The sequence below is a fragment of the Pseudomonas orientalis genome (assembly GCF_022807995.1).
GTDB lineage: Bacteria > Pseudomonadota > Gammaproteobacteria > Pseudomonadales > Pseudomonadaceae > Aquipseudomonas > Aquipseudomonas orientalis_B.
In genome coordinates, this window is sequence record NZ_CP094351.1 from 2,690,215 (window position 1) to 2,713,019 (window position 22,805).

General features: G+C 59.7%; 21 protein-coding genes, 1 tRNA gene and 1 pseudogene. 9 read left to right on the forward strand and 14 right to left on the reverse strand.

The features are described 5' to 3' along the window. Position 1: 1 nt before the first annotated feature. From MRY17_RS11880 to MRY17_RS11890, 3 genes are read right to left on the reverse strand one after another with little or no spacing between them, the layout of a single operon-like run. The gene (locus MRY17_RS11880; RefSeq protein WP_181283644.1) at positions 2-1,249 is read right to left on the reverse strand and encodes an NAD(P)/FAD-dependent oxidoreductase; all 1,248 of its coding nucleotides are present in this window, start codon (positions 1,247-1,249) and stop codon (positions 2-4) included. A 56-nt stretch (positions 1,250-1,305) separates the two neighbouring features. Next, a complete protein-coding gene (locus tag MRY17_RS11885; protein ID WP_243353824.1) occupies positions 1,306-2,253 on the reverse strand; it encodes a dihydrodipicolinate synthase family protein in 948 nt (315 codons plus the stop codon). Between the two features lie 37 nt (positions 2,254-2,290). Then, a complete protein-coding gene (locus MRY17_RS11890) occupies positions 2,291-3,217 on the reverse strand; it encodes a 4-hydroxyproline epimerase (RefSeq protein ID WP_181283642.1) in 927 nt (308 codons plus the stop codon). Positions 3,218-3,398: 181 nt separating this feature from the next. On the opposite strand from MRY17_RS11890, the gene MRY17_RS11895 reads away from it, so the two are divergent. From MRY17_RS11895 to treS, 3 genes are all read left to right on the forward strand, one after another. After that, positions 3,399-4,238, forward strand: coding sequence for an AraC family transcriptional regulator (locus MRY17_RS11895; RefSeq protein WP_243353825.1), 840 nt, complete (start codon positions 3,399-3,401; stop codon positions 4,236-4,238). Between the two features lie 323 nt (positions 4,239-4,561). Beyond that, positions 4,562-5,503 carry an IS110 family transposase gene (locus MRY17_RS11900; RefSeq protein WP_191951590.1) on the forward strand — a complete coding sequence of 314 codons (942 nt, stop codon included), beginning with the start codon at positions 4,562-4,564 and terminating at the stop codon, positions 5,501-5,503. 440 nt (positions 5,504-5,943) lie between these two features. Then, positions 5,944-8,007 carry a maltose alpha-D-glucosyltransferase gene (treS, locus tag MRY17_RS11905; protein ID WP_243353826.1) on the forward strand — a complete coding sequence of 688 codons (2,064 nt, stop codon included), beginning with the start codon at positions 5,944-5,946 and terminating at the stop codon, positions 8,005-8,007. Positions 8,008-8,097: 90 nt separating this feature from the next. On the opposite strand, the gene MRY17_RS11910 is transcribed toward treS, so the two are convergent. Then, on the reverse strand, positions 8,098-8,505 hold the full coding sequence (locus MRY17_RS11910) for a hypothetical protein (protein ID WP_191952750.1): 408 nt from the start codon (positions 8,503-8,505) through the stop codon (positions 8,098-8,100). A 225-nt stretch (positions 8,506-8,730) separates the two neighbouring features. Here MRY17_RS11910 and MRY17_RS11915 point away from each other — a divergent pair, with 225 nt between their 5' ends. From MRY17_RS11915 to MRY17_RS11930, 4 genes are all read left to right on the forward strand, one after another. Continuing rightward, positions 8,731-9,189, forward strand: coding sequence for an Hsp20 family protein (locus tag MRY17_RS11915; RefSeq protein ID WP_057722310.1), 459 nt, complete (start codon positions 8,731-8,733; stop codon positions 9,187-9,189). Positions 9,190-10,263: 1,074 nt separating this feature from the next. After that, positions 10,264-12,951 (forward strand): phosphoenolpyruvate carboxylase, encoded by a 2,688-nt coding sequence (locus MRY17_RS11920; protein ID WP_243353827.1) that lies wholly within the window; start codon positions 10,264-10,266, stop codon positions 12,949-12,951. Between the two features lie 64 nt (positions 12,952-13,015). Then, positions 13,016-14,071 (forward strand): NAD(P)-dependent oxidoreductase, encoded by a 1,056-nt coding sequence (locus MRY17_RS11925; RefSeq protein WP_191952752.1) that lies wholly within the window; start codon positions 13,016-13,018, stop codon positions 14,069-14,071. Positions 14,072-14,098: 27 nt separating this feature from the next. After that, positions 14,099-14,752, forward strand: coding sequence for an RraA family protein (locus tag MRY17_RS11930; protein ID WP_124423739.1), 654 nt, complete (start codon positions 14,099-14,101; stop codon positions 14,750-14,752). A 193-nt stretch (positions 14,753-14,945) separates the two neighbouring features. Here the strand turns inward: MRY17_RS11930 and MRY17_RS11935 are convergent, their stop codons facing one another. The 7 genes and pseudogenes from MRY17_RS11935 to MRY17_RS11965 all read right to left on the reverse strand — a co-directional run bounded on the left by MRY17_RS11935 (position 14,946) and on the right by MRY17_RS11965 (position 18,724). After that, a complete protein-coding gene (locus tag MRY17_RS11935; RefSeq protein WP_181285326.1) occupies positions 14,946-15,122 on the reverse strand; it encodes a DUF3606 domain-containing protein in 177 nt (58 codons plus the stop codon). Between the two features lie 202 nt (positions 15,123-15,324). Next, entirely contained in the window at positions 15,325-15,759 is a 435-nt protein-coding gene (locus MRY17_RS11940) for a hypothetical protein (protein WP_243353828.1), read from the reverse strand. A 47-nt stretch (positions 15,760-15,806) separates the two neighbouring features. Then, a complete protein-coding gene (locus MRY17_RS26610; RefSeq protein WP_244640544.1) occupies positions 15,807-16,361 on the reverse strand; it encodes a methyl-accepting chemotaxis protein in 555 nt (184 codons plus the stop codon). Beyond that, positions 16,341-17,117, reverse strand: a pseudogene (locus MRY17_RS26615) (PAS domain-containing protein); the annotation flags it as partial. The pseudogene MRY17_RS26615 and the gene MRY17_RS26610, both read right to left, overlap by 21 nt. Before the next feature lie 420 nt (positions 17,118-17,537). Continuing rightward, positions 17,538-17,861 carry a DUF2388 domain-containing protein gene (locus MRY17_RS11955; protein ID WP_191952881.1) on the reverse strand — a complete coding sequence of 108 codons (324 nt, stop codon included), beginning with the start codon at positions 17,859-17,861 and terminating at the stop codon, positions 17,538-17,540. Positions 17,862-17,973: 112 nt separating this feature from the next. Beyond that, a tRNA-Leu gene (locus MRY17_RS11960) sits at positions 17,974-18,060 on the reverse strand. A gap of 136 nt (positions 18,061-18,196) precedes the next feature. Then, positions 18,197-18,724 carry a DinB family protein gene (locus MRY17_RS11965; protein WP_191955402.1) on the reverse strand — a complete coding sequence of 176 codons (528 nt, stop codon included), beginning with the start codon at positions 18,722-18,724 and terminating at the stop codon, positions 18,197-18,199. Positions 18,725-18,847: 123 nt separating this feature from the next. Here MRY17_RS11965 and MRY17_RS11970 point away from each other — a divergent pair, with 123 nt between their 5' ends. Next, complete coding sequence (locus MRY17_RS11970) at positions 18,848-19,537, forward strand: tellurite resistance TerB family protein (protein ID WP_191952755.1); 690 nt, start codon at positions 18,848-18,850, stop codon at positions 19,535-19,537. A gap of 85 nt (positions 19,538-19,622) precedes the next feature. On the opposite strand, the gene MRY17_RS11975 is transcribed toward MRY17_RS11970, so the two are convergent. The 3 genes from MRY17_RS11975 to MRY17_RS11985 form a co-directional block, all read right to left on the reverse strand. Continuing rightward, positions 19,623-20,234 (reverse strand): LysE family transporter, encoded by a 612-nt coding sequence (locus MRY17_RS11975; RefSeq protein ID WP_243353829.1) that lies wholly within the window; start codon positions 20,232-20,234, stop codon positions 19,623-19,625. A gap of 715 nt (positions 20,235-20,949) precedes the next feature. Beyond that, complete coding sequence (locus MRY17_RS11980) at positions 20,950-22,233, reverse strand: arsenic transporter (protein ID WP_124423733.1); 1,284 nt, start codon at positions 22,231-22,233, stop codon at positions 20,950-20,952. Positions 22,234-22,252: 19 nt separating this feature from the next. Then, positions 22,253-22,522, reverse strand: a complete 270-nt coding sequence (locus tag MRY17_RS11985; protein WP_243353830.1) for a hypothetical protein — start codon at positions 22,520-22,522, stop codon at positions 22,253-22,255. A 46-nt stretch (positions 22,523-22,568) separates the two neighbouring features. On the opposite strand from MRY17_RS11985, the gene MRY17_RS11990 reads away from it, so the two are divergent. Next, positions 22,569-22,784, forward strand: a complete 216-nt coding sequence (locus MRY17_RS11990) for a hypothetical protein (protein ID WP_181283658.1) — start codon at positions 22,569-22,571, stop codon at positions 22,782-22,784. Positions 22,785-22,805: the final 21 nt, after the last annotated feature.

A 22,805-nucleotide genomic window follows, 5' to 3' on the forward strand; every position in this document is an offset into this window, starting at 1 on the left:
ATCAGAACCGCTCCAATCGATACGCCTGCAATCCAGGCACCTCCTCACCGCCTGCCAGCCCGGCGATTTTTTCCGCCGTCACCGCCGCCTGGGTCAATCCCAGGTGTTGATGACCGAACGCAAGCAGCACCTTGCCGTTGCACACCCGGTCGATGATCGGCAGCGAGTCGGGCAGGGAGGGCCGAAAGCCCATCCACGGTGTGGCGTCAGCGGCATTCAGCGGCTGGCGGAACAGGCCGTCGCTCAAGCGGTGCAACTGCCATGCCCGCTGCATGTTGGCCGGACGTTCCAGGCCGGCGAATTCCACGGTGCCGGCCAGGCGCAGGCCGTCGGGCATGGGGGTCATGATGAATTTGCGCTCCAGTGAAGTGACGGCGAAGGGCAGGCGCTGGTGTTCGCGGGGCAGCATCAGGTGATAGCCGCGCTCGGTGTCCAGCGGTACGTGTTTGCCGGTTAGGGCGGCGGTGAGATGAGCCGAATGGGCGCCGCAGGCGATCAGGGCCTGGCGCGCTGTCACTGCGCCTGTGTCGGTCATCAATGAAACGCCGTCACCTTCGACGCGGCCATCCACGACGCGCCGTTGCAGGAATGTCACGCCAAGGGCCTCGGCGGCGCTCACCAACTCGCTCACTACCTGGTACGGGTCGAGGAAATGCCCCGTAGCGGGAAAAAACAGACCGCCCCGTATCGCCTCGCTTAGCTGCGGCGCCGCCGTGTGCACCGCTTCAGCGGACCAGAATGCTACGGGCACGCCTTGCTGTTGCATCCGCTGTTGCAAGGCATCCAGCGCCGCGCGGGATTCGGCGTGCTCGTAGACCAGCAGCGAACCCTCTTCGCGCAGCAGCTGCGGTTGCCCGATAGAGCGCAACAACTGCTGCCACGCGCCCAGGCTGGCTTCGTTCAACGCGCGAATGCCGGCGACGGTGCGCCGGTAGTGTGTCGGCCGCAGGTTCAGCAGCAAGCGCACGAACCAGGGCAGGGCGCGGGGCAGGTAGGTCCAGTCCAGGCGCAGCGGGCCCATGGGATCGAGCAGCATGGCCGGCAGACGCTTGAGGATCGACAGGTCGGCGATCGGAAACACCTGCTCGGTGGCCAGGTGCCCGGCATTGCCATAGGACGCGCCCATGCCGGGCGCCTGCGCGTCGATCACCAGCACCTGCCGTCCTTGTCGCGCCAGTTGCAAGGCGCAGGCAACGCCGATGATGCCTGCGCCGACCACGACGACGTCGGCTGAGTGGGGGTTGGTCATCGCTAAAGCCGGGGCTACTGCGTAGCCAGCGGGAGCAAGCTCCCTCGCCACAGGGATCAAGCGACGCTCTGCTCGGCCGACCAGTTGGCGTACCAATGGCGGAACAGCGTGTACTGCTGCTCGGCATAGCGGCGTTGAGCGTCGCTGAGCACATCGGTTTCGTTGAAGTGCAGGGCATAGGCCTGGTCACCGTTGAGCACCATCAAGTGCTTGTAATACAGCACCAGGTCGCAGCCTTCGTCGAACGAGGACAGTACCGCCAGTGCGGCTTCCAGCTCGCGGGCCTGGCGCCGGGCCTTGGCATCGCCCGTAGCGGCCTGTTTGCTCAGCGCCACCAGTTGCAGGACTTCCCGTGGCAACGCGTTGCCGATACCGGTGATGGCGCCGGTGGCATTGCAGTTGACGAAGCCGTGCACTACCTGGGTATCGACACCCACCATCAGTGTCACGTCATCGTCCTGGGAGGTAATGTTTTCCGCTGCATAGCGCAAGTCGGCAGCGCCGCCGAATTCCTTGAAACCGATCAGGTTCGGGTGCTCGCGGCGCAGTTCGAAGAATAGATCGGCGCGGGTGGCAAAACCGTAGTACGGGCTGTTGTAGATCACCGCAGGCAGGTTGGGCGCGGCCTTGAGGATCGCCGCGAAGTGGGCCTTTTGTGCGGTGGCCGAGGCGCCACGGGACAGCACACGCGGAATCACCATCAAGCCATGCGCGCCGACCTTGGCCGCATGCGCCGCGTGAGACACGGCCTCACGGCTGTTCACCGCGCCGGTGCCGACGATGGTCGGTATGCCGGCGGCCACCAGGCGCGCCACGCCTTCCTGGCGCTCGGCTTCGGTGAGCAGCGGCCAGTCGCCCATGGAACCGCAATACACCACCGCGCTCATGCCGATATCGATCAGTTCGCGACCCTTGGCCACCAGGGCGTCGAAGTCCGGTTTGCGTGCGGGGGTGCAGGGTGTCATCAGGGCGGGCATGCAGCCGGTGAAGATGTTGTCGCTCATGGTGCTGACTCCTTGGTGCTTGAGTAGGAGGAAGGGCTCAGATGCCCCAGGCAAACGGGTCCTGCTCGTCGATCAGCAAGGTGCTGTCGGCGGTCATGTGGGCGCGGCCGGTGATGAACGGGCGTACGCGGTCGCCGTCCCATTCATAGCGGGCCTGGAATTGGCTGCCGGTGATGCTGGCCTGGACCCAGGGCTCTCCGGGGCCGAGCTTGCCGTCGGCCGCCAGGCAGGCGAGCTTGGCGCTGGTACCGGTGCCGCAGGGGGAACGGTCATAGGCCTTGCCTGGGCACATCACGAAGTTGCGACTGTCGGCCTGGGTGTCATCGGCGAACAGTTCGATGTGGTCGATCAGCGCCCCGTCTTCGCCGTGGATGCCTTGGGCTTCAAGGGCCTTGAGCATGGCCCAGGTGTAGTCGGTGAGGGCGTCGACGTTGCTCATCTGCAGCGCCTGACCGTGGTCGGACACCAGGAAAAACCAGTTGCCGCCCCAGGCAATATCACCCACGACCCCGCCATGGCCCGGCACCTGCACCGCGACCTTATGGCGATAGCGATAGGCGGGAACGTTGCGCAGAGTCACCGCGCCGTCGGCGTGCAGCGTGGCCGCCACCGGGCCCACCGGGGTGTCGAGGGTGTGCACGCCCGGCGCGATCAGCCCCAGGTAGTGCAGCGAGGCAACCAGGCCGATCGTGCCGTGACCGCACATGCCGAGGTAGCCGGCGTTGTTGAAGAAGATTACGCCACAGGTCGCGCCCGGGGTGACAGGCGCGCAATACAGCGCGCCCACCAGCACGTCGTTGCCGCGGGGTTCCAGCAGGCAGGCGCGGCGCCATTGATCGTGCTGGCTGCGCAGGTCGTCGAGTTGATCGGCGAGGGTGGCGCCGGCCAGTGTGGGGAAGCCATTCATGATCAGGCGCGTGGGTTCGCCGCCGGTGTGGGAGTCGATAACGTGCAGGCGTTTCATGCAAGGCTCCATCAGTGGGTGGCCGGAGAAAGTACGGTGCTATCGTGAACCCCATGAACGGGCGGCGCTTGATGGTTTGCATCGGGATGGATGACGAATTCGGCACAGTTTCAGCGCTCGACAGTGTGTCGGGCCTGGGGCAATCTGCTCGGCGTCGGGGTCGGAAACGGGCGATTAAGTCATGGTGCAGCACGTGTTTGCGCGTCTCTTGCAGGGCAGTCGCCCCCACAGCATCGAGCAGTTGCTGACGGGCGCGGCGCAGCTGTTGCCGTTGCTGGACGTGATCCCCAACGCGGCGATTTTCATCAAGGACATCGAGGCCCGCTATGTGCTCGCCAACCGCACCCTGGTGCAGCGCTGCGGCCTGCGGCACCTGCAACCACTGCTGGGCAAGACCAGCGCCGAAGTGTTCCCGGCGCAACTGGGGCCGGGCTATACCGAACAGGACCGGCGGGTGCTGCAACAGGGGCTGGTGCTGGAAGACCAGCTTGAGCTGCACCTTTACGGCAGCCGCGAACCGGGCTGGTGCCTGACGCATAAATGGCCGCTGTATAACGATGGCGGCGCGATCATCGGCCTGGCCGGCATCTCGCTCGACCTGCAATCGGCCAGCCAGACCCATCCCGCCTATCAGCGCCTGGCAGCGGTGGACGAGCATATCCGCGCCCACTTCAACCGCCGTGTCACCCTCGGCGAGCTGACACGCATTGCCGACATCTCCGTGGCGCAACTGGAACGCTACTGCAAGCGCGTGTTCCACCTCACGCCCCGGCAGATGATCCAGAAGGTGCGGCTGGAGCATGCTCACCGATTGCTGCACAGTGAACTGCCGATTACCGAAGTGGCGTTGCAGTGCGGCTACACCGACCACAGTGCATTCACCCGGCAGTTCAAGGCGTCGACCGGGTTTACGCCCAGGCAATACCGGCATAGGGGGCTTGCCCCCGATAGCGGCCTCAGAGCCGACCAGGATGTTGTGTCGATCCCGGCCCAAATGTGGGAGGGGGCTTGCCCCCGATGACGGCCTCAGGGCCGACCAGAATGTTGGATTGGACCGAGTACATATCCGTTCCTGCGGCAACGGCCACTTAGGGTTCCGCCCTGACGGCGGCTCACTTTTGAAAAGCGCAAAAGTAAGCAAAACGCTCTTGCCCCACCACTCGGCACCTCGCTAATGCTCGGTGTACCCTTGTAAGATTATTTTCACCTGCTTCAGACCGTTGTGCCCTCAGATTTCGAGATCGTGAGTGAGCATGGGTCGAAGCAGGTTCTTTTCTAAACTAGTCCGAACGGTTGCCTGGGCGCAAAGCCCGATTCTGCAAGGTTGGACGTGAGGAAAACGCCATGGATCATAACTCTGCGTTCGTCGGAATTGATGTTTCCAAAAACAAGCTCGACTCATTTGTCAGCACGACTGGCCAAGTCGAACAGTTTTTCAATACTCAAGAAGATATCCATCGTTTAGCTAAACATCTCAAGGCTCAGGACCCGGTTTTGGTGGTGTTGGAGGCGACTGGGGGATATGAGCGGCTTGCGGCTGCGGAGCTTTGCGCTGCAGGACTACCAGTCGTTGTCGTCAACCCTCGTCAGGTGCGTGATTTCGCCAAAGCTACCGGTCGGTTGGCTAAAACCGATGCTTTGGATGCCCAGGTGATTGCGGAGTTTGCTCAGGCGGTCAAACCCGAGATTCGAGAGATACCAGATGAACACGCTCGTGAGCTGGCAGACCTACTCACTCGACGCCGCCAACTCATCGACATGATCGTGGCGGAGGAGTCTCGGCTAAAGCAGGCGGTATTCAAGGCACTTCGAAGAGACATCAAGGCACATATCATCTGGCTTCAAAAGCGCCTTAAAAGCACAGACGATGACTTGCACGAGGCCATCAAGGCTTCCCCGGTCTGGAAGGCCAATTATGATTTGCTGCGCGAAGTCGCAGGTGTTGGCAACGTGCTCGCACTATCGCTGCTGGCGATGGTTCCGGAGCTTGGCAAGGTTAATCGTAAACAAGTGGCTGCATTGGTTGGTGTGGCTCCTTTTAACTGCGATAGCGGCCAGTACAAAGGCCGTAGAAGGATATGGGGTGGTCGAGCTGAGGTGAGAAGTGTGCTTTACATGGCTGTCTTGTCCTCGAAGCGCCACAACCCGGTGATCGAGAGGTTCTACAACCATCTGCTTGCTACAGGGAAGACGAAGAAAGTGGCGCTGGTTGCGTGTATGAGAAAGCTACTGACGATCCTGAATGCCATGGTCCGCGATCAAAAACATTTCGCAGAAATGGCTTGAATTTCGACACGGTTGCTCACTCCGGCTTGAATCCGTGGGCCGCCGCCACGCGCCATCCATGGCGCGGGGCGGCTAACCCGGCGTCCTGCCGGGTTGCCCACGGATTCAAGCCTGCGTTCGGCCAGCGTGGTTTAACGAGGCGCCCAGGATCAAAAGCCAGATCAAGATCAAGAGCGACTCGCTTCGCATCGTGGTTACCGTCTGCTGCTACGGTCTGGAAAGTTGTGTAGATACCTATGCCCCGATAGCAGGCAGCCAGACAGCGATGTGTAAGCTGGCACACCGCCATCGGGGGCAAGCCCCCTCCCACCAGTTGGGATGCCGTCACTGGGGCAAGCGCCTCCCAGATTTGGATATGGATCTGCATCCCGATGCAACGAATCACCCCCGCGGTCGCTCCTATGCTTACGAATCACCTTTAACCAACAGGTATCAGGCTTATGACGGCGGCGGACAACGATCATGTGAATTGGCTGGTGCAACAGTCCATGCTGAACGCGGCGCGCCAGCGCGCCAAGCTCTATTCGGGGCAGGGACGGATGTGGCAGCAACCCTTCGCACAAACGCGCCCGCGTGACGCTTCAGCCTTGTCATCGGTATGGTTCACGGCGTATCCGGCATCGATCGTGACCCGCGAAGACGGCACGGTGCTGGAGGCGCTGGGCGACGAAGCCCTGTGGCATGCATTGTCGAAAATCGGCATCCAGGGCATTCATAACGGGCCGCTGAAGAAGTCCGGCGGTTTGTCCGGTACCCGACACACGCCGACCATTGATGGCAACTTCGACCGCATCAGCTTCGACATCGACCCGCAGCTGGGCACCGAGGCGCAGTTGCAGGCGCTGACGCGCATGGCTGCCGCGCACAATGCGGTGATCATCGACGATGTGATCCCGTCCCACACCGGCAAGGGCGCGGATTTCCGGTTGGCGGAAATGGCCTATGAGGATTACCCCGGCCTGTACCACATGGTCGAAATCCGTGAAGAAGACTGGGCGCTGCTGCCCGACGTCGCCGAAGGCCGCGACGCGCAGAACCTCAGCCCGCCGCAGGTGGACGCACTGCGCGACAAGCACTACATCGTCGGCCAATTGCAGCGGGTGATTTTCTTCGAGCCCGGCGTCAAGGAAACCGACTGGAGCGCCACGCCCGTGGTGGTGGGTGTGGACGGCAAACCGCGACGCTGGGTGTACCTGCATTACTTCAAGGAAGGGCAGCCGTCGCTGAACTGGCTCGACCCGTCATTCGCCGCCCAGCAGATGATCATCGGTGACGCGCTGCACGCCATCGATGTAATGGGCGCCAAGATCCTGCGCCTGGACGCCAATGGCTTTCTCGGCGTGGAACGCAAGCTCGACGGCAGCGCCTGGTCGGAAAGCCATCCGCTGTCGATCACCGGCAACCAGTTGCTGGGCGGCGCGATTCGCAAGGCCGGGGGGTTCAGCTTCCAGGAACTGAACCTCACCGTCGACGATATCGCCTCCATGTCCCACGGCGGCGCCGATCTGTCCTATGACTTCATCACCCGGCCGGCCTACCAGCACGCGTTGCTGATGGGCGACGCCGAGTTCCTGCGCCTGATGCTGCGTCAGATGCACAGCCTCGGCATCGACCCCGGCTCGCTGATCCACGCGCTGCAAAACCACGACGAACTGACCCTGGAACTGGTTCACTTCTGGACCCTGCATGCCCATGACAGCTTCATGTTCCAGGGCCAGACCTTCCCCGGCAATATCCTGCGCGAACATATCCGCGAGCAGATGTACGAGCGTTTGACCGGCGAACACGCGCCATACAACCTCAAGTTCGTCACCAACGGCGTGTCCTGCACCACCGCCAGTATCATCACCGCCGCCCTCGGTATTCGCGACCTGGACGCGATCACCGCGGCCGACGTGCAGCAGATTCGCCAGATCCATTTGCTGCTGGTGATGTACAACGCCATGCAGCCGGGGGTGTTTGCGCTGTCCGGTTGGGACCTGGTGGGTGCCTTGCCATTGGCCGCCGAAGAGGTCGGGCATTTGATGGCCGACGGCGACACGCGCTGGATTCATCGCGGCGCTTACGACCTGGTGGACCTCAACCCCGACGCCGAACTGTCGGCCGGGCAGATGCCGCGTTCCAGAAGCCTGTACGGCAGCTTGAACAGCCAGTTGCAGGACCCGGACTCCTTCGCCTCGCAGTTGCAGAAGATCCTCGGCGTGCGCCGTGCCTACGACATTGCCGCCAGTCGCCAGATCCTGATTCCGGATGTCGAGCACCCCGGCCTGCTGGTCATGGTGCACGAGTTGCCGGCAGGCAAGGGCACGCAGATCACTGCGCTGAACTTCGGCGCCACGCCGATCACCGAATCCCTGCACCTGCCCAATATCGCACCGGGGCCGGTGGTGGACATCATCAATGAGCGAGTGGAAGGGGATTTGACCGAGGAGGGCACCTTCACGATTACGCTGGACGCCTATGAAGGGCTGGCCTTGCGGGTGGTGAGCAGTACGCCGATGTAACTGCGGTAAGGGCGGTCTCTTACACGCCGGGTTGAAGGACGTTTTAATATCGTTCAACCCGGCGAGTTTGCTGAGGGAACAGCGTGCGGATCAGCGGTGCTTGTTCTTGTGTTTATGCTTGTTGCCTTTGTGTTTTCCGCCGTCATCCCCCAGGTTGTTGCCCACCGCGCCACCGGCGGCGCCACCCAGGCCGGCTCCAATAGCCGAACCGGTGCTGCCGCCCAGGTGATTGCCAATCACTGAACCACCCGCAGCCCCAATCCCGCCGCCCAGTGCCGCTTCCGCTCGATTGCCTTTGCGCGCGCCCACCGCGCTGCCGGTCGCACCGCCTACGCCGGCGCCGATGGCCGCACCGGTCGAGCCACCGAGCTGTCCGCCCACGACATTACCCAGCACGCCGCCGACACCGCCGCCCAGAGCGGTTGTGCCATCCCCGGCGGCCGAAGCGCCTTGGGAGATCAGGATGCCCAATGCCAGGGCTGGGAGAGTCATTTTCATTTTTTTATACCTCAAGGGCTGTCGCAGGCGCTCACGGGTAAAGCACGCCTGTGTTGAGATTAGAGCACAAGCGCTGACCCCGCCGTTCCTGCTATAGCGATATCAGCAAAGAAAATTTTTTTCAGCCCCCTTGAAATCCTTTTGCGCGTCCATAAATTTTTGATCACGCGATGCCGAATGCGGGTCGCGTACTAAATCACTTGGAGAAACTCAGGAGATTTTAAAATGGCTACTACCCTTTCGTTGGCTCCACTGTTCCGTCAATCGGTGGGCTTTGATCGCTTCAATGACCTGTTCGAGTCGGCGCTGCGCAGCGAGGCTCCGAATTCCTATCCACCTCACAACGTGGAAAAGCACGGTGATGACGCCTACCGGATTGTCATTGCAGTGGCTGGCCTGACCGAGGAGGATCTGGATATCCAGGTCGAACGAGGCGTATTGACGGTTTCCGGCGGCAAACGCGAAACCGACGAGAAGGTCGCTTATCTGCACCAGGGCATCGCCCAGCGTGCTTTCCGGTTGTCGTTCCGCCTGGCGGACCACATCGAAGTACGTGGCGCTGCCTTGAACAACGGGCTGCTGAGCATCGACCTGCTGCGCGAGGTGCCTGAAGAGGCCAAACCCAAACGCATCATGATTGGTGGCGAAGCCAAGCCTGAGCTGCGTCAGGTAAGTTTGCAGTAACGCAATCGGCGGTAAGAAGGCGCTCTTCGGAGCGCCTTTTTTTGTGCGTGCGCAAAGTTGCTGCCACAAGGTCGCGGCTTGCGCGACCATTCATTTTGAACTGCCCGCACCGCAGAGTGCCGAAACTCTACAACCTGGAGGAATCAGCCATGACCGAAGAAAAGCCCAAGGAACCCGAAGAGCAAACGCCGGCGCACTCCACCGAAGAGGAGCGTGAGCGACTCAAGGATTTCAACAAGGACGGTATCCCGCCGGGCGCGTGCTGAAGGGCACTCGCGCGTTCTGTTTGAACAGCCTACTCAGCCCTGTGCGCAACCGCGCGCTACTGCAATAGAGGTGATTTATGGTCGATGACAATAACGGTCCCGCAGCGCCCTATCCCGGACCGGATAAGCAAGTGCCCGACCTGGGCGAAGGTCACGGGACAGGCCTGGATCAGGCTGAATCCGAGCCCAGGCAGGGCACAGGCGAGAAGCCGGAAGATTGGAACCCCCCGCCGGGCAATCCCGGATCGGATCAGGATGCCCAGACCGACCGTAACAATGGCGGTGCGAAGTAGTCCGTTCCACAGCATGACCTGACAAAACCCGGCCAAGTGCCGGGTTTTTCGTTTGCAGGCAGGAGGGATGACTGCTCCCCGAGTGGGAATGGTGTTCATGAAGAATTATTTAGGTTGCGCCCGCAGGTGATTCCTACTCGATATTCCACTCGGCTCAGCCGGTCTTCGTGCATGCAGATTAATATCCGGTAATCAGCACGTTAGAAAATATGCAGGCAGTTAACCGGACTTCAGTGCCGTGATTTTTATTAGCTTCCTATCTTTATTTTCAAGTTGGCTATTCCAAAAAGGTCTTTTGTGGAGAAATCCAAGCCATGTTTTAGTGCCGATGGATGTAACAATTTGTTTCAGTTTTCTGCCGTTTTTCGGTACCGGCAAGGGGGCTTTCTGTCGGCGAACAGGTGAGTGCCGTTCGTTGCGACGCTGTGGGTTAAGCCTGGGACATTGATGATTTTGCGTGTGTCTGTCCGGCGCACCGCAAACAAGGGATTTGACAATTATCGAGGCTTGAACCCATGAATCATGTGATCAATTCCATACTGGAAAATGCATCAACTCGCCCCTCAATCGGCCACACCAACCCCGCGCTACTGCATGATGTTTTATGGCGAGCACTGGAGCACGCACTCAAGGCCAACACCGATGATGCCTCCCAAACCCCGCACACCCGCGCCTGCCTGAGGATCTACGCTGAAATCGATACGCTGGCGTACCTGGACAAGGCGGATTCGAAGTTGGCGGCTGCCCTGGGCAAGGCGTTCTTCGAATCGCGCTCCAGCAAAGACGTCGAGGCGTTCTGGAAATTATTGCTGATCAAGCAACTGCTGTTCGAATTGTCGGTCAGGAGTGTGGCCAGCCAGATTGCTTCGCAGGCCAGCCTTCCTCGTCAGTTGCTCACGCTCGATTCGCAGTTGGTTGCAGCCCCGTCGGGGGTCAATATCAGCCTGGGTCTGCTGTGCAAGGAAACCGACCAGCTCAAACATTCCGTTGTACTGGCGTTGCAGAAACTGGCACAGCACATCGAAGACCGTGGCCTCAAAAAGCCTCAAGTCACCTCGCAGATCCTGCTGGAGTTGTACAACGCCGTGTGGTCGGGCAGTAATGGCACCGATATCGAGTCGCAGATTTTTTACGCCGACAGCGTGTATGACGCGCTGCCCGACGTGCATCACGCCCTGGGCCTGGCGCCGCAGGAAAAATGGCTGACTTTGTTTACCTGGCTATACGGCGACAAGGATGGCCGCCCCTATGACACCAACCAGCACACCGAAACCCTGGTGCTTGCGCTGGAAACGGCGCTGCGCAAGCGCTATATCGCCGATATCGACCACTTGATCAAGGAGGGTGGCGCACGGCACCGCCTGGAAGAGATTCGCGCTCGCGTGGACAAGGATCAACCCGGGCATTTCGAGCATCCCGCCGAGCTGATCGATGCACTGAGCAGTATCCGTTTTACCCAGCCGGCCGCCATCGACCGTCTGCTGCTGCGGGTGCATGCATTTGGCTTTCACTATCTGGATATCGAGTTTCGTGAAAACGCCGAGATGTTCAGCAGCGTGGTCGATGAGATTCTGTCCAGCCAGTGGCTGGAAACCATCGGCTTCGGTCAAGGCCGGCACTATCACGAGCTGGATGAGCGTGCGCGTCAGGCCGCGCTTGAGGTCGCGCTGGACGGCGGGGCGGCCCAGTCGCCCGCTGCCTTGTGGCAAGCGTATCTGCAACGCACCGCGGCACTTTACACCCGCAAAGTCGAGCAATACGCCGGCCAGGATTACATTGCGCTGATGGAGCAGGACCCAAGCTATATCCGCATGCACGATGCGCGCAACGCGGTCGAGCGGTTTGAAATGATCGACCGTTATCGCGACCGCATGAAAATCCACGGGATCGCCGAGTACACCTCGGCCCTCAGCGCGCTGGAGGTGCTGTTCCTGATGAAGGCGGCCCAGGTGCGGGACGGGATCGACATCGCCCTGCAACCCGAAGACCTGGCAGGTGCCGAGCGCACGCTGGCCACAGTGCATGAGGTGTACGAAAACCCGCTGTACCGCCAGCATCTGGCAACGCGCGGTAACCGCCAATACATCACGTTCGGCCCCAGCGACACCGGCAAGCAAGGCGGCAAGGCCATGCACAAACTGAACATGGCGATTGCCAACCAGCACAAGCTGATCGCAGCCCGCTACGGCATCGAGGTGGTGGTCCACGTCATTATGGGCGGGGAACATGCACGCTGTAACGGGGTGATAGCCGAAACCTTGCAGGAGTTCGGCGCGCTGGAGGGCCCGGAAACCCGCTTCATGCTGGCCGGCTGCGCGGAGATGCGTGGGCATCTGCTGACCCGCAACCAGTCCGTCAATTTCCTCAGCCAGTTGTACCGGATGCACGCCGAGCCTCAGCCGCAACCGTCCGAGGCTGTCATTGCCGGCAGGATGCAACGTTGGGGGGAGGTGGTGCGCCGCTACCAGGCGACGTTCTTCGAGCATCCGGCGCTGCCTTCACTGCTGCGCGATCTGGCGCGGTTCGATGTGGTCAGGGCCACCGCCAAAGGCACCCGGCCGCCTTCTCGTATCTTCAACATCAAGGTGTTCGAGTCGCGACCCGATGCCATTCGTGCGATTCCGTGGACCCGCGCCTTGCTGGCCGGCGGGTTGCACAGCGAACTGATCGGCGTCGGGCAGTTCGCGCAAGCGCCTGCAACGCAGCTGTCGAAGGCTTTCAACGAGGATGAGAGCTTTCACACCTACGTCAAAGGCATGGCCTACGCCACTGCGCGAACCGACCTCAAATGCGCCTGGCTGACCCTGACCGGCAGCATCCCGGAAAAGGCCCACATCCTGGCACTGGCGCAAGCCCTGAAGACCGAAGCCGTCGGCACCGCCGAACAACTGCTGGCCAGCCTGCACCTGGAAGTGATTGAAGGTAAGCGCTTCGTGTACAAAGCCACCACCGGCACCGAGCCGGCAGACCCATGGAAAATCAAGGAAGGCAGCTTGCTCAACCTGTGGCCCAGCCTCAAGGCAGAGGTGTACCGCAAGGAAAAGAACCTGCGAATCTATCGGTTGTTTCTGATCTACGCCAAAAGCAATCCCGCGTTCATCCAGTCCTCATCGCTGAATGATTTCTACAGCGGGTTCCTCGCGGCCGTGAGTACCGATGCAGGTCTGGTCGATCCCACAAGCGCCCACCATTTCACCTGGTGATTAACCCCGATGCCTGGGGCAACCTGGGCATCGGCAGGCGCTACCCTCCAAGAGGATCAACTGTATGGCATTGACCACCCTGATACTGGATGCCCCCGGGCCGCCGTTACTGTTTGAGGAAGTCGATCGCTTTCTCGAACTGGACCTGGGCGTCACCCTCAACCTGCACTATTGCGCCGACAAAGAGCGCATTCGGCAGCACTACGGCACGCGCATTGACTATGCCGAGATCAACTGCCATGACGAGCCGGCCTTTATTGCCGCCGTGACTCAGGCCGGCGGCTATAGCGTGTTCAAGACGCGCCTGAACATCCCCTTGGGCGCCGGCCTGATCCGCGCCGCCACCTCGACGGCGCTGGCCACGCCACTGCGCGCCATCGCTCAGGCTGGCACGGGGGTCAATCATATTGATCGGCTTGAGTGCGAACAGTGTGGCGTGGCAGTACTCAACACCCCAGGTTCCAACGCGACCGCCGTTTCCGAATACGTCGTGGCCCAGGCGCTGTTTCTGTCACGCGACCTGGATGACTACAACGCCGAAACGCACAATGGCCATTGGGCAAAAGGCAGCTTGGCACCTGCTCCCGAATACGCCGAACTGACGCTTGGCCTGGTGGGCACCGGCAGCATTGCCCGGCAGGTGGCGCGCAAGGCTGCGGCGCTGGGCATCAAGGTGATCGCCACCGGGTCCGAACGTTTTACCGAACCGGTGGCGCACAGCCTCGGACTTGAACGAAGGGCAGGTCTTGAACAGTTACTGGCCGAGGCGGACATCGTCTCGATCCACGTACCGCTCACCCCGCAGACCCGAGGCTTGTTCGGCACTGCCGAGTTCCGGCAGATGCGCCAGGGCTCAATCCTCATCAATACCGCGCGCGGCGGGATCGTCGACGAGCAGCAGTTGGCCGCCTTCATGCGCGAGTTTCCCAGGCATATCAAAGCGGTGGCCATCGATACCTTTGCTCTGGAGAAAGACCGCTTCGACTCGCCATTGACCGCTATTGCCAATGCGCAGCTGACGCCGCATATCGCCGGCAATACCACCACGGCAATCCGGACGGCATCACGCCAGATCGTCGACAAGATCCACGCATTCAGCGCCAGCGCCACCGCGCGTTGACCCCCAGGACACAAGGAAGGCCATATCATGCAAACCTCTATTTTTACCCGTCTCGACGCCCTGAGTTGCACCGACCTCAGCGATGCGATGGACCGCCTCAACATCGTTTGCCAATGCACCGACATCATGCCCCTGGACCGCACGTTCAAGCTCACGGGCAAAGCCTGGACCCTGCGCTATGGCCCCATTGGCCTGGACGGCGGCTCGGTGGGTGATTACATCGATGACCTCCAAGCCGGCCAAGTGGTGGTGATCGACAATCAGGGGCGGCAGGACACCACCGTGTGGGGGGATTTGCTGACCTCTACCGCCTCGCGCAAAGACTTGGCCGGTACGGTGATTGACGGCATCTGCCGCGACGTTGATCGTGCGCTGGAGCTTGACTACCCGATCTTTTCCCGCGGCAACTGGATGCGTACCGGCAAGGACCGCGTGCGTGTCGAAGCCATCCAGGCACCCGTGACGCTGGGCGGCGTCAGGGTACAACCGGATGACTGGTTGCGCGGCGATGGTGATGGCCTGGTGGTGATTCCCGCCGGTTCACTGAGCCAGGTGCTGGCGGTGGCCGAAGAAATCCACCAGGCCGAAGAGCATATTCGTGCGGCGATCGAGGCAGGCGTGCCGTTGCGCCAGGCTCGCGCCGATTATGGCTACCACGCTTTGCAGACGCCGCGTGGCTGACGGGCCAACGGCAGAAGCCGCAGTGGGTGCGGCTTTTTGTTGATGCCGGTTCCGGTGAAGTTTCACCAGTTCAGCCTGCTGGCCTCGGCCCTGCTGCAGAGCGGCTTCTCTATTAATTAGCGAAACGGGCTACGGGGACGGAATTGGCTTTGTCTAAAAAAGCCCCGCAAAAAAGTGCGGGGCGTTACCACGCTCACTTACCGAGTTTTTTACGCACGTCGGCGACCATTGGGCCAACTGCTTTCACCGCATCCTTGAGCTGTTCCTCGGTTACGCCAAACTCTTTGGTCCAGTGCTTCAGTTCCCAGGCTTCGGAGGTGTTCACTCGAGCGCGGTCCTGCGGGCCACGGTTGTTCAGATCGTCAGACATCTTAAGCTCCATGCGGGTTGACCTGGAAACGTCCAGGCTTCTCCTGATAGACGTTAGTACCGGTGGGTAGTTCGGTCGGAACACAGCGGTGGGGTGTTCGTTCGGCAGGATGCCGCGGGGGATGTTGCGGAACAGGCAATACAATTGAGGGACACAAAAGATAGCCTGCCCAGGTTTTGACCGAGGCATCCTTCATAAATGGTTAGTTGTACATCACATTCCATTGCTCCTCGGCATCTGCAAGGTCGACATCGGTGGAAGTATCAAGGTAGTCGACCAGGTTCTTCAACATTTCTTCATTGATAGGCGGGAGCGCGGTAGTGACGTTCGATCCACCTGCTCCACCATCACCCGTGATGGCTCTGTTATTGTTGCTCGCAGGGACGGGAAACGGAATTATCAGTTCGCTAATACGGTGCTTTTCCAGATTCGTATTTTTCAGCACCGTATCAATAATTAGCCTTGCATCCTTGCGGCGTTCCTCTGTATCTGGACCGCTTAGCAATATGTTGACAGCTGATTGTATTACCCTTGCTCTGGCGTTATTTAATGTTGACATATCCTGCCACCTGTCCATCCATGAAAGGCACAATGCTACTGCGCCTGGATCCAATCCTGCTACTGGCATTTCATCCATGCTGGGCGCCTGAACAGCGGACAGGTGCAGACCAGATGAAATTGACCTCATAGCTGCCTGGCAAACCGCTCAACCGCCCCCAGAACCTCCCGGGCGCCAGATTGAATTTCCAATATCACACTTCCCGCTTGTTCAGCGAGCATCAGCCCTTGCTCCGCCTGGGAGCGGCTGCTACCCATGTTTGCTACGGCTTCGTCGACGAGAAGCTGATTTTTTTGCACGACTGCTACGATTTCCTCAGTCGCGTTACTGGTTCGTCCGGCAAGTTGCCGTACTTCGTCGGCGACCACCGCAAATCCTCTGCCTTGTTCGCCTGCGCGCGCAGCTTCGATGGCGGCGTTCAATGCTAAAAGATTGGTTTGGGCTGCAATGCCGCCGATCGTTTGTACCATTGAACTGATCAGATACGACTGCTTGCCCAGTGCTTCTATGCCTTCCGAGGCAGAGGATATCTGGTCAACAATCTTGTTCATTGTGCCGACCGTTTTCTGTACAACTTCTGCACCCTGGTTGGCCGAAATATCGGTTTGCTGTGAAATATCGTAGGCGGTGCTCGCAGCTGAACTGATCTCTTGTTCGCGCTGGACTTGCTGGGTAACCAACGTAGCGAATTTTACAATTTTGTAGAGGTTTCCTCGGGTGTCATACACCGGATTGTAGGTAGCCTCAAGCCAGATTTCCCGGCCGGAACTGTCTATTCTTTTGAATCGGTTTGCCACAAAATTGCCTTCATTCAACGTTTTCCAAAATTGTTGGTATTCTGCTGAAGCGGTGTAGGCAGGTTCACAAAATAAGCTGTGATGCTTTCCTACCAGTTGTACAAGTGAATAACCCACTGCATTCAAAAAGTTAGCGTTTGCGGTTATGATTTTTCCCGAGGTATCGAATTCTATTACTGCCGTGGATCTCAACAGGGCTTGGATAAATTCGCTGTTTTCACGTGCTTTATCCATGGCCGCGGTTGCATCCAATCCATAGCAGCTCATATGGGTTACACGGCCATTCTCATCTTTGCTTGGGCACCAGGCCGCGTGAATCCAAACCATTCGTCCGTCGGCTGCGATATATCTGTAGTCATCACTGACCGACCGTCCTTCAGACATGGCGAGCATAAAATTCCTATAGCAGGGTAATTCTTTTACATACGCGGGAGAGAGAGTGCCTAGTGAGGTACCTACCAGTTTATGCTGATCATAACCTACCAGTTTTGCAAAATTTTTGTTGAGGCTGGTAATCATCATGTTGCTATCGACGGTCACGTTGATCATTTCGGAATCAATGCTATCTTGTAGTTCTTGCTGCCTCTTAAGTTCGCCCTGCAATTCCAGCAGCTTTTTGTTCAAGATTTTATTAAACATATAAATACCCGAGGTTAGGTAGCTTGGTGAGACCGTCGAAGCAATGAAATTAAGTTAGCTGGCTAAGCGTTTGGACAAGTCGATTTGTACTGATTTTTTATTGTAGATGAAAGCTTGCGCCAGCGAAAAAATATTAAGTCAGTACGCGTGGTACCTATTTACCAAGCTCAATTGCAGTAAAGGAAATGTTATCTATAATCGGGCGTAATAAACCCCGCTCAGTGAAACGCTGTCGAGAGGAGCAATCTGTCAGTCAGGGCCGGGCGCCCTCAGCTTGGCAAGGGCCTGCTTGCCCACCCAACCGAGGTGATCCAGGCAAATGGCAAAGAAAAGCCCGCGACGGGGAGTGCGGGCTGAAAGGCTTCTACAGGGAGTTGGCAACCACATACGCTGCTGTGAAAAGAGCGTGAATGGCCACGTTCAGAAGGTCACCGCGATCGCCTTGGCCAGTTGCATGTCTGACATTGGGGGGGAGGGGTAAGCTGACTGGTAATATCTGGACGCCTGCTCAAACTGAGCACCTCGAATCTCGCCATCCGAGCCAATAAACGCAAGCGCATCATCCTTGGCGGGCTTTAATTTTTTCGTGGCCGCTAGCGGAAGCGCCGTGGTTGCTGCAATGATGAAAGTTGGAGCCAGCGTTATCATCATCATTGAGTTTTGATAGGAACCTTTATCCTCCGCAACTGCATGGGGGCTGATTGATACCATGATGGCGATTGCCAGTGTTCTCCATGAATCCATGCTTCGATGCTTCCATTGCGGTCAGATAGCTCCACCTCGCTTCCACGCGAAAATCGCGGAGCGGGAACGATAAGAGCCTGCCTGGGTTTCCCCGGCAAGCCCTTGATATCTATGGTGCCCGAACCCGGAATCGAACCGGGACGCCCTTACGAGCGGGGGATTTTAAGTCCCATGCGTCTACCAGTTTCGCCATTCGGGCGGTAGCGCGGTGCAGCAGGGTTGCGAATATATAGATCCAGACGCTTGGGCGCAACCTCGATACATCCTTTCCTGCACAAACACGGGCCTGAAAAAACCTGCCAGATCAGTGATCTACGCAGCGAAGCAGGCTCCGTTCAGTCAATCAGCGCGAGCAGGTCGGTATCACCCACGTCCACACCGGCCTGGCTTAATAATGTGGTCACTTGGCCGCGATGGTGGGTCTGATGATTGAAGAAATGCGTCAGCAGGCCAAAAAACGGTTTTTCAGACGCTACACCGCCCATGCTGTGATAACTCAATCGCTGGTCCAGGTGGGATTCGCGCAGGCTGTGGGCCCAATCGAGGATGAGTTGGTCCAGCCAGGCACGATGGGCCGCGAGCTCACGTATGTCTGCGAATGCCAATTGCCTGAGGTCGGTGGGTGCGGCGACGGCCTTTAAGGGGGCCAGCGCGCTGAACCCCGCCGGGTGTTCGACAAAGCGTTTGAGCCAGACGGTGTCGCCCAGGGCCAAGTGATTGAGAGTGCCTAGGATCGAGCCGAAAAACGCCTGTCGGTCCGCAGTCAACGCCGCGTCTGTGAGCGTGCCGGCAGCCTCATAGACCTTGCGGTTCATCCACTGATTGTAGTTGGCCATCAACCCGATGTGCTCGATGCGGTTCACCTGGGCTCTCCCTTGAGGTGGTGGTGACGCCATCATAAAGCTTGCCCGCCCGACGGTCATGGTGTTCCATCGACGTCGGACTAGGGTTGATTAACGCCACTATGCGCCTGGGAGGGCGAGACCATGAATACCGGCGATCTGTTGGAACAGCTGTTGCGCGGCGCAGGGCAGGGCGGTGCTTCTTCGGGCGGCGGTCTGGGCGGCGTGCTTGGAGGACTGCTCAAGGGTAACCGCGCCGGTAATGCTTCGGGCGGCGGCCTGGGCGATTTATTGGGTGGGCTCGGCGGCATGCTGGGCGGTGGCGCGCCAACGCGTCCGGCGCAAGGGCGCACCGGTGGGATGAATTATGCCGCGCTGGCTTCTCTCGGGATGATGGCCTATAAGGCGTATCAGGCTTGGCAGAGCCAGCAGGCCAGCCAGCCGCCACAAACCTTCGAGACGGCCGATCAGCTCTCGGGCGCGCAAGTCGAAGCGCACAGCCATGCTGTGTTGCGCGCACTGATTGCGGCTGCCAAGGCCGATGGCCGGATTGATGACAAAGAGCAGCAGTTGATTTCCAAAGAGCTGGGCAAGCATACGGACGATCCGCAATTGCAGCAGTGGCTCGACGCTGAAGTCGCCAAGCCGCTGAATGCTGCGGATTTCGCCGAGTTTGCCGCAGACCCGGCGGTGGCGGCCGAGGTGTATCTGGCCAGTGTCCTGTTGGTCGATGATCAGCAGGATGCAGAGCGCAATTACCTGGACGACCTGGCGGGGCAGTTGCACATCGATCCGCGATTGCAGCTGCACCTGGAGCAGCAGGCCAAGGCCTGAAACCTCGGTTGTTCAGCGCCTGCAGGAACTGGGCGAGGGCGTGAGGCGGCTTGTCATGGGCCACTTCGTTGTAGCCTTTGTAACTTCAAATACTCCGTGCCGCCAGGACTGCCAAATAAATCAATACCACGCCACAAGCGCCATAGCTAATGCGTTGCCAAGTCGGTGAGGCGTTCTTGCGCAGTAAGTTGACCAGCGCGGCAGTCAGAAAGCAGGACAGCACTGACGCGATCATGAAGCCTGCAAAAAACATCAGCGTTTGCCCATGGCTCGGCGTAGTGCCGACGATGCCCGACAACGCGCTGCCCAAGGCGCCCCAGTAAACGATGTTCTTCGGATTGGCCAGGGAGATCGCCGCGCCCACGGCCAGTGCGTTTTTTCCGGAACTGGCAGGTGCGCTTTCAACTTGCGGTAGCTGCCAGGCATCGATCAGGCTGCGGATGCCCAGCCAGGCCAGGTAAAGCGCGCAGATCACCGTCAGCGGCACGCGCGCCGCGTCATGCTGGATCAACAGCGCGATGCCCGTCAGCCCGATCACCGCCCAGACCGCATCGCCCACCAACGAGCCAACCTGCACCAGCAGGGCCGGGGTGAAACCGTAGAGCAAACCACGGCGCAGGGTCTCGGCGAGCACCGCGCCGGGAGAGAGGCAAAACACAAAACCGAAGACCAGTGCGTAGAAAAAGATTGTCAGCATGCCCGCGTCCTGTCGAGAAAGTGCGAAAGCATACGTCAGTCCGAGGGCAGGAAACCATGCAGAACTGAATGTGCAAGAGGGCGCGCTGGCGATGAGTCGCCTCGGTCCCATGTGGGAGGGGGCTTGCCCGCGAGACGTTGGCCCAGCACTCACTGATGCTGGTTGACCCACCGCTATCGGGGGCAAGCCCTAATGCCTTTCAGTTAAGCGAACGAAACATAGGTATCTACACAACTCTGTAGCGCTCAACCGTAACCACGATGCGCAGCGAGTCGCTCTTGATCTTGATCTGGCTTTTGATCGTAGGCGCCCCGTTAAACCACGCTGGCCGAACGCAGGCTTGAATCCGTGGGCAACCCGGCAGGACGCCGGGTTAGCCGCACTGGGCCAGGGATAGCCCATTGCGGCGGCCCACGGATTCAAGCCTGTGTTCGGGCACACCGAGCCCAAGCGAGGTGCCGAGTGGTGGGGCAAGAGCGTTTTGCTTACTTTTGACTGGGCCGGCATTCCGGCTTTTCAAAAGTGAGCCGCTGTAAAAGCGGAACCCTAAGTAGCCGTTACCGCAGAAACGGATATGTACTCGATCTGATCCAACATCCTGGTCGGTCCCGAGGCCGCTATCGGGGGCAAGCCCCCTCCCACATTTCTATCGAGGTCGGCTTGGGAAGTTGCCCCCCGTTCAAACGCATGAACAGAGCTTTCATCACGGCATTCCTCAGACACTCAGGCGCAAGGCGAGGGCGGCGAGGGTGATCAACAGCACTGGCACGGTCAGTACAATCCCGACCTTGAAGTAGTAGCCCCAGGTGATGGTGATGCCTTTGCGCGCCAGGATATGCAGCCACAGCAAGGTGGCGAGGCTGCCGATAGGGGTAATTTTCGGGCCCAGGTCGCTGCCGATCACGTTGGCGTAGATCATCGCGTCCTTGACCACGCCCACGGCATGACTGGACTCGATGGACAGCGCGCCGATCAGCACCGTCGGCAGGTTGTTCATCGCCGAGGACAGCAGCGCGGTCAGCACGCCGGTGCCCATGGCGGCGCCCCATACACCATGGGCGGCGAAGGCGTCGAGCCAGGTGGCGAGGTAATCGGTCAGGCCGGCGTTACGCAAGCCGTACACCACCAGGTACATGCCCAGGGAAAAGATCACGATTTGCCACGGCGCGTCTTTCAAGACTTTGCGCGTGGAGATCGTGTGGCCCTTGGCGGCGATTACCAGCAACAGCACGGCGCACACTGCGGAAATTGCGCTGATGGGAATGCCCAGCGGCTCCAGGGCGAAGCAGCCTACCAGCAGAATGCCGAGCACCCACCAGCCGGCACGAAACGTTGCACGGTCGTGAATGGCACTGGCGGGTTGCTCCAGATCGGCCGGATCGTAGCTCTGCGGAATATCGCGGCGGAAAAACCACAGCAGCACCGCCAGGGTCGCGGCGACGCTGACCAGGTTCACCGGCACCATCACGGCCGCGTATTCGTTGAAGCCGATCTTGAAATAATCCGCCGAGACGATATTCACCAGGTTCGACACCACCAGCGGCAGGCTCGCCGTGTCGGCGATAAAGCCTGCGCCCATGACGAATGCCAGCGTCGCCGCCGGAGAAAAGCGCAGGGCCAGCAGCATCGACATCACAATCGGGGTGAGGATCAACGCCGCGCCGTCATTGGCGAACAGGGCCGACACCAGTGCGCCAAGCAGCACCATGTAGGCAAACAGACGACGGCCTCGGCCACGCCCCCAGCGCGCCACATGCAGCGCGGTCCAGGCGAAGAACCCGGCTTCATCCAGCAGCAGGCTGATAATGATCAGCGCGACAAAGGTACCGGTGGCGTTCCAGATGATATGCCACACCACGGGAATATCCGCCAGGCTGATCACCCCGCACGCCAGGGCCAGGATCGCGCCCAGGCTGGCGCTCCAGCCCACGCCCAGGCCCTTGGGTTGCCAGATGACCAGCACGATGGTGACGAGGAAAATCGCAATGGCGACAAGCATGAATTAACGCTCCGATGGCTCAGCAGATGCTGGCCCGTTGTGGTGTGTCGCCCATTGCATCCCGACGCAGCGCGCCGTGTTGCAAGCAGGGCCGGCTTTCATCCAAGGCATGGATCGGTTCGCCTGCGTAAAGTTCGCGCTCGCGCAGGATTAATCGCGTCAGCCGCGCTTGAGCGGCATCGGCCAGGCATTTGAACAGCACGCCCATGTAAGTCAAATCCTGATTTCGGTTGACGTGGATCAACTGGCCGTTAATCAGCCACAAGTGATTGAAATTAAACTGAAACACGAATGTCCTAAAGTGCCCGCCCATTGCCGATGAAGGAAGTTCCCGCGTGACCCGAGCCACTCGTAACCTGCGCAAGACCCTGGATTCCGTCGCGGAAAATAATGAAACCGCGGCGTTCGACCTGATGCGTGCCGTCGAAAAGCTCGGCGATGAAGTGCTGCGCCAGCGCCTGCTCAACACCATTCACCGGTTGAACCAGGACGCCTACGAATTGCGCGAAGCGCGCGACTCGGTGGAGATGGTGTCGGTCAAGCTGGCCTGAGCAAGATCGTTCAAGACAGGC

Bases quoted from the DNA above. Each gene is read 5' to 3' on its own strand.
- MRY17_RS11880 (WP_181283644.1), bottom strand. From the start codon at position 1,249: ATGACCAACCCCCACTCAGCCGACGTCGTCGTGGTCGGCGCAGGCATC.
- MRY17_RS11885 (WP_243353824.1), bottom strand. From the start codon at position 2,253: ATGAGCGACAACATCTTCACCGGCTGCATGCCCGCCCTGATGACACCC.
- MRY17_RS11890 (WP_181283642.1), bottom strand. From the start codon at position 3,217: ATGAAACGCCTGCACGTTATCGACTCCCACACCGGCGGCGAACCCACG.
- MRY17_RS11895 (WP_243353825.1), top strand. From the start codon at position 3,399: ATGGTGCAGCACGTGTTTGCGCGTCTCTTGCAGGGCAGTCGCCCCCAC.
- MRY17_RS11900 (WP_191951590.1), top strand. From the start codon at position 4,562: ATGGATCATAACTCTGCGTTCGTCGGAATTGATGTTTCCAAAAACAAG.
- treS (WP_243353826.1), top strand. From the start codon at position 5,944: ATGACGGCGGCGGACAACGATCATGTGAATTGGCTGGTGCAACAGTCC.
- MRY17_RS11910 (WP_191952750.1), bottom strand. From the start codon at position 8,505: ATGAAAATGACTCTCCCAGCCCTGGCATTGGGCATCCTGATCTCCCAA.
- MRY17_RS11915 (WP_057722310.1), top strand. From the start codon at position 8,731: ATGGCTACTACCCTTTCGTTGGCTCCACTGTTCCGTCAATCGGTGGGC.
- MRY17_RS11920 (WP_243353827.1), top strand. From the start codon at position 10,264: ATGAATCATGTGATCAATTCCATACTGGAAAATGCATCAACTCGCCCC.
- MRY17_RS11925 (WP_191952752.1), top strand. From the start codon at position 13,016: ATGGCATTGACCACCCTGATACTGGATGCCCCCGGGCCGCCGTTACTG.
- MRY17_RS11930 (WP_124423739.1), top strand. From the start codon at position 14,099: ATGCAAACCTCTATTTTTACCCGTCTCGACGCCCTGAGTTGCACCGAC.
- MRY17_RS11935 (WP_181285326.1), bottom strand. From the start codon at position 15,122: ATGTCTGACGATCTGAACAACCGTGGCCCGCAGGACCGCGCTCGAGTG.
- MRY17_RS11940 (WP_243353828.1), bottom strand. From the start codon at position 15,759: ATGGATGAAATGCCAGTAGCAGGATTGGATCCAGGCGCAGTAGCATTG.
- MRY17_RS11955 (WP_191952881.1), bottom strand. From the start codon at position 17,861: ATGGATTCATGGAGAACACTGGCAATCGCCATCATGGTATCAATCAGC.
- MRY17_RS11970 (WP_191952755.1), top strand. From the start codon at position 18,848: ATGAATACCGGCGATCTGTTGGAACAGCTGTTGCGCGGCGCAGGGCAG.
- MRY17_RS11975 (WP_243353829.1), bottom strand. From the start codon at position 20,234: ATGCTGACAATCTTTTTCTACGCACTGGTCTTCGGTTTTGTGTTTTGC.
- MRY17_RS11980 (WP_124423733.1), bottom strand. From the start codon at position 22,233: ATGCTTGTCGCCATTGCGATTTTCCTCGTCACCATCGTGCTGGTCATC.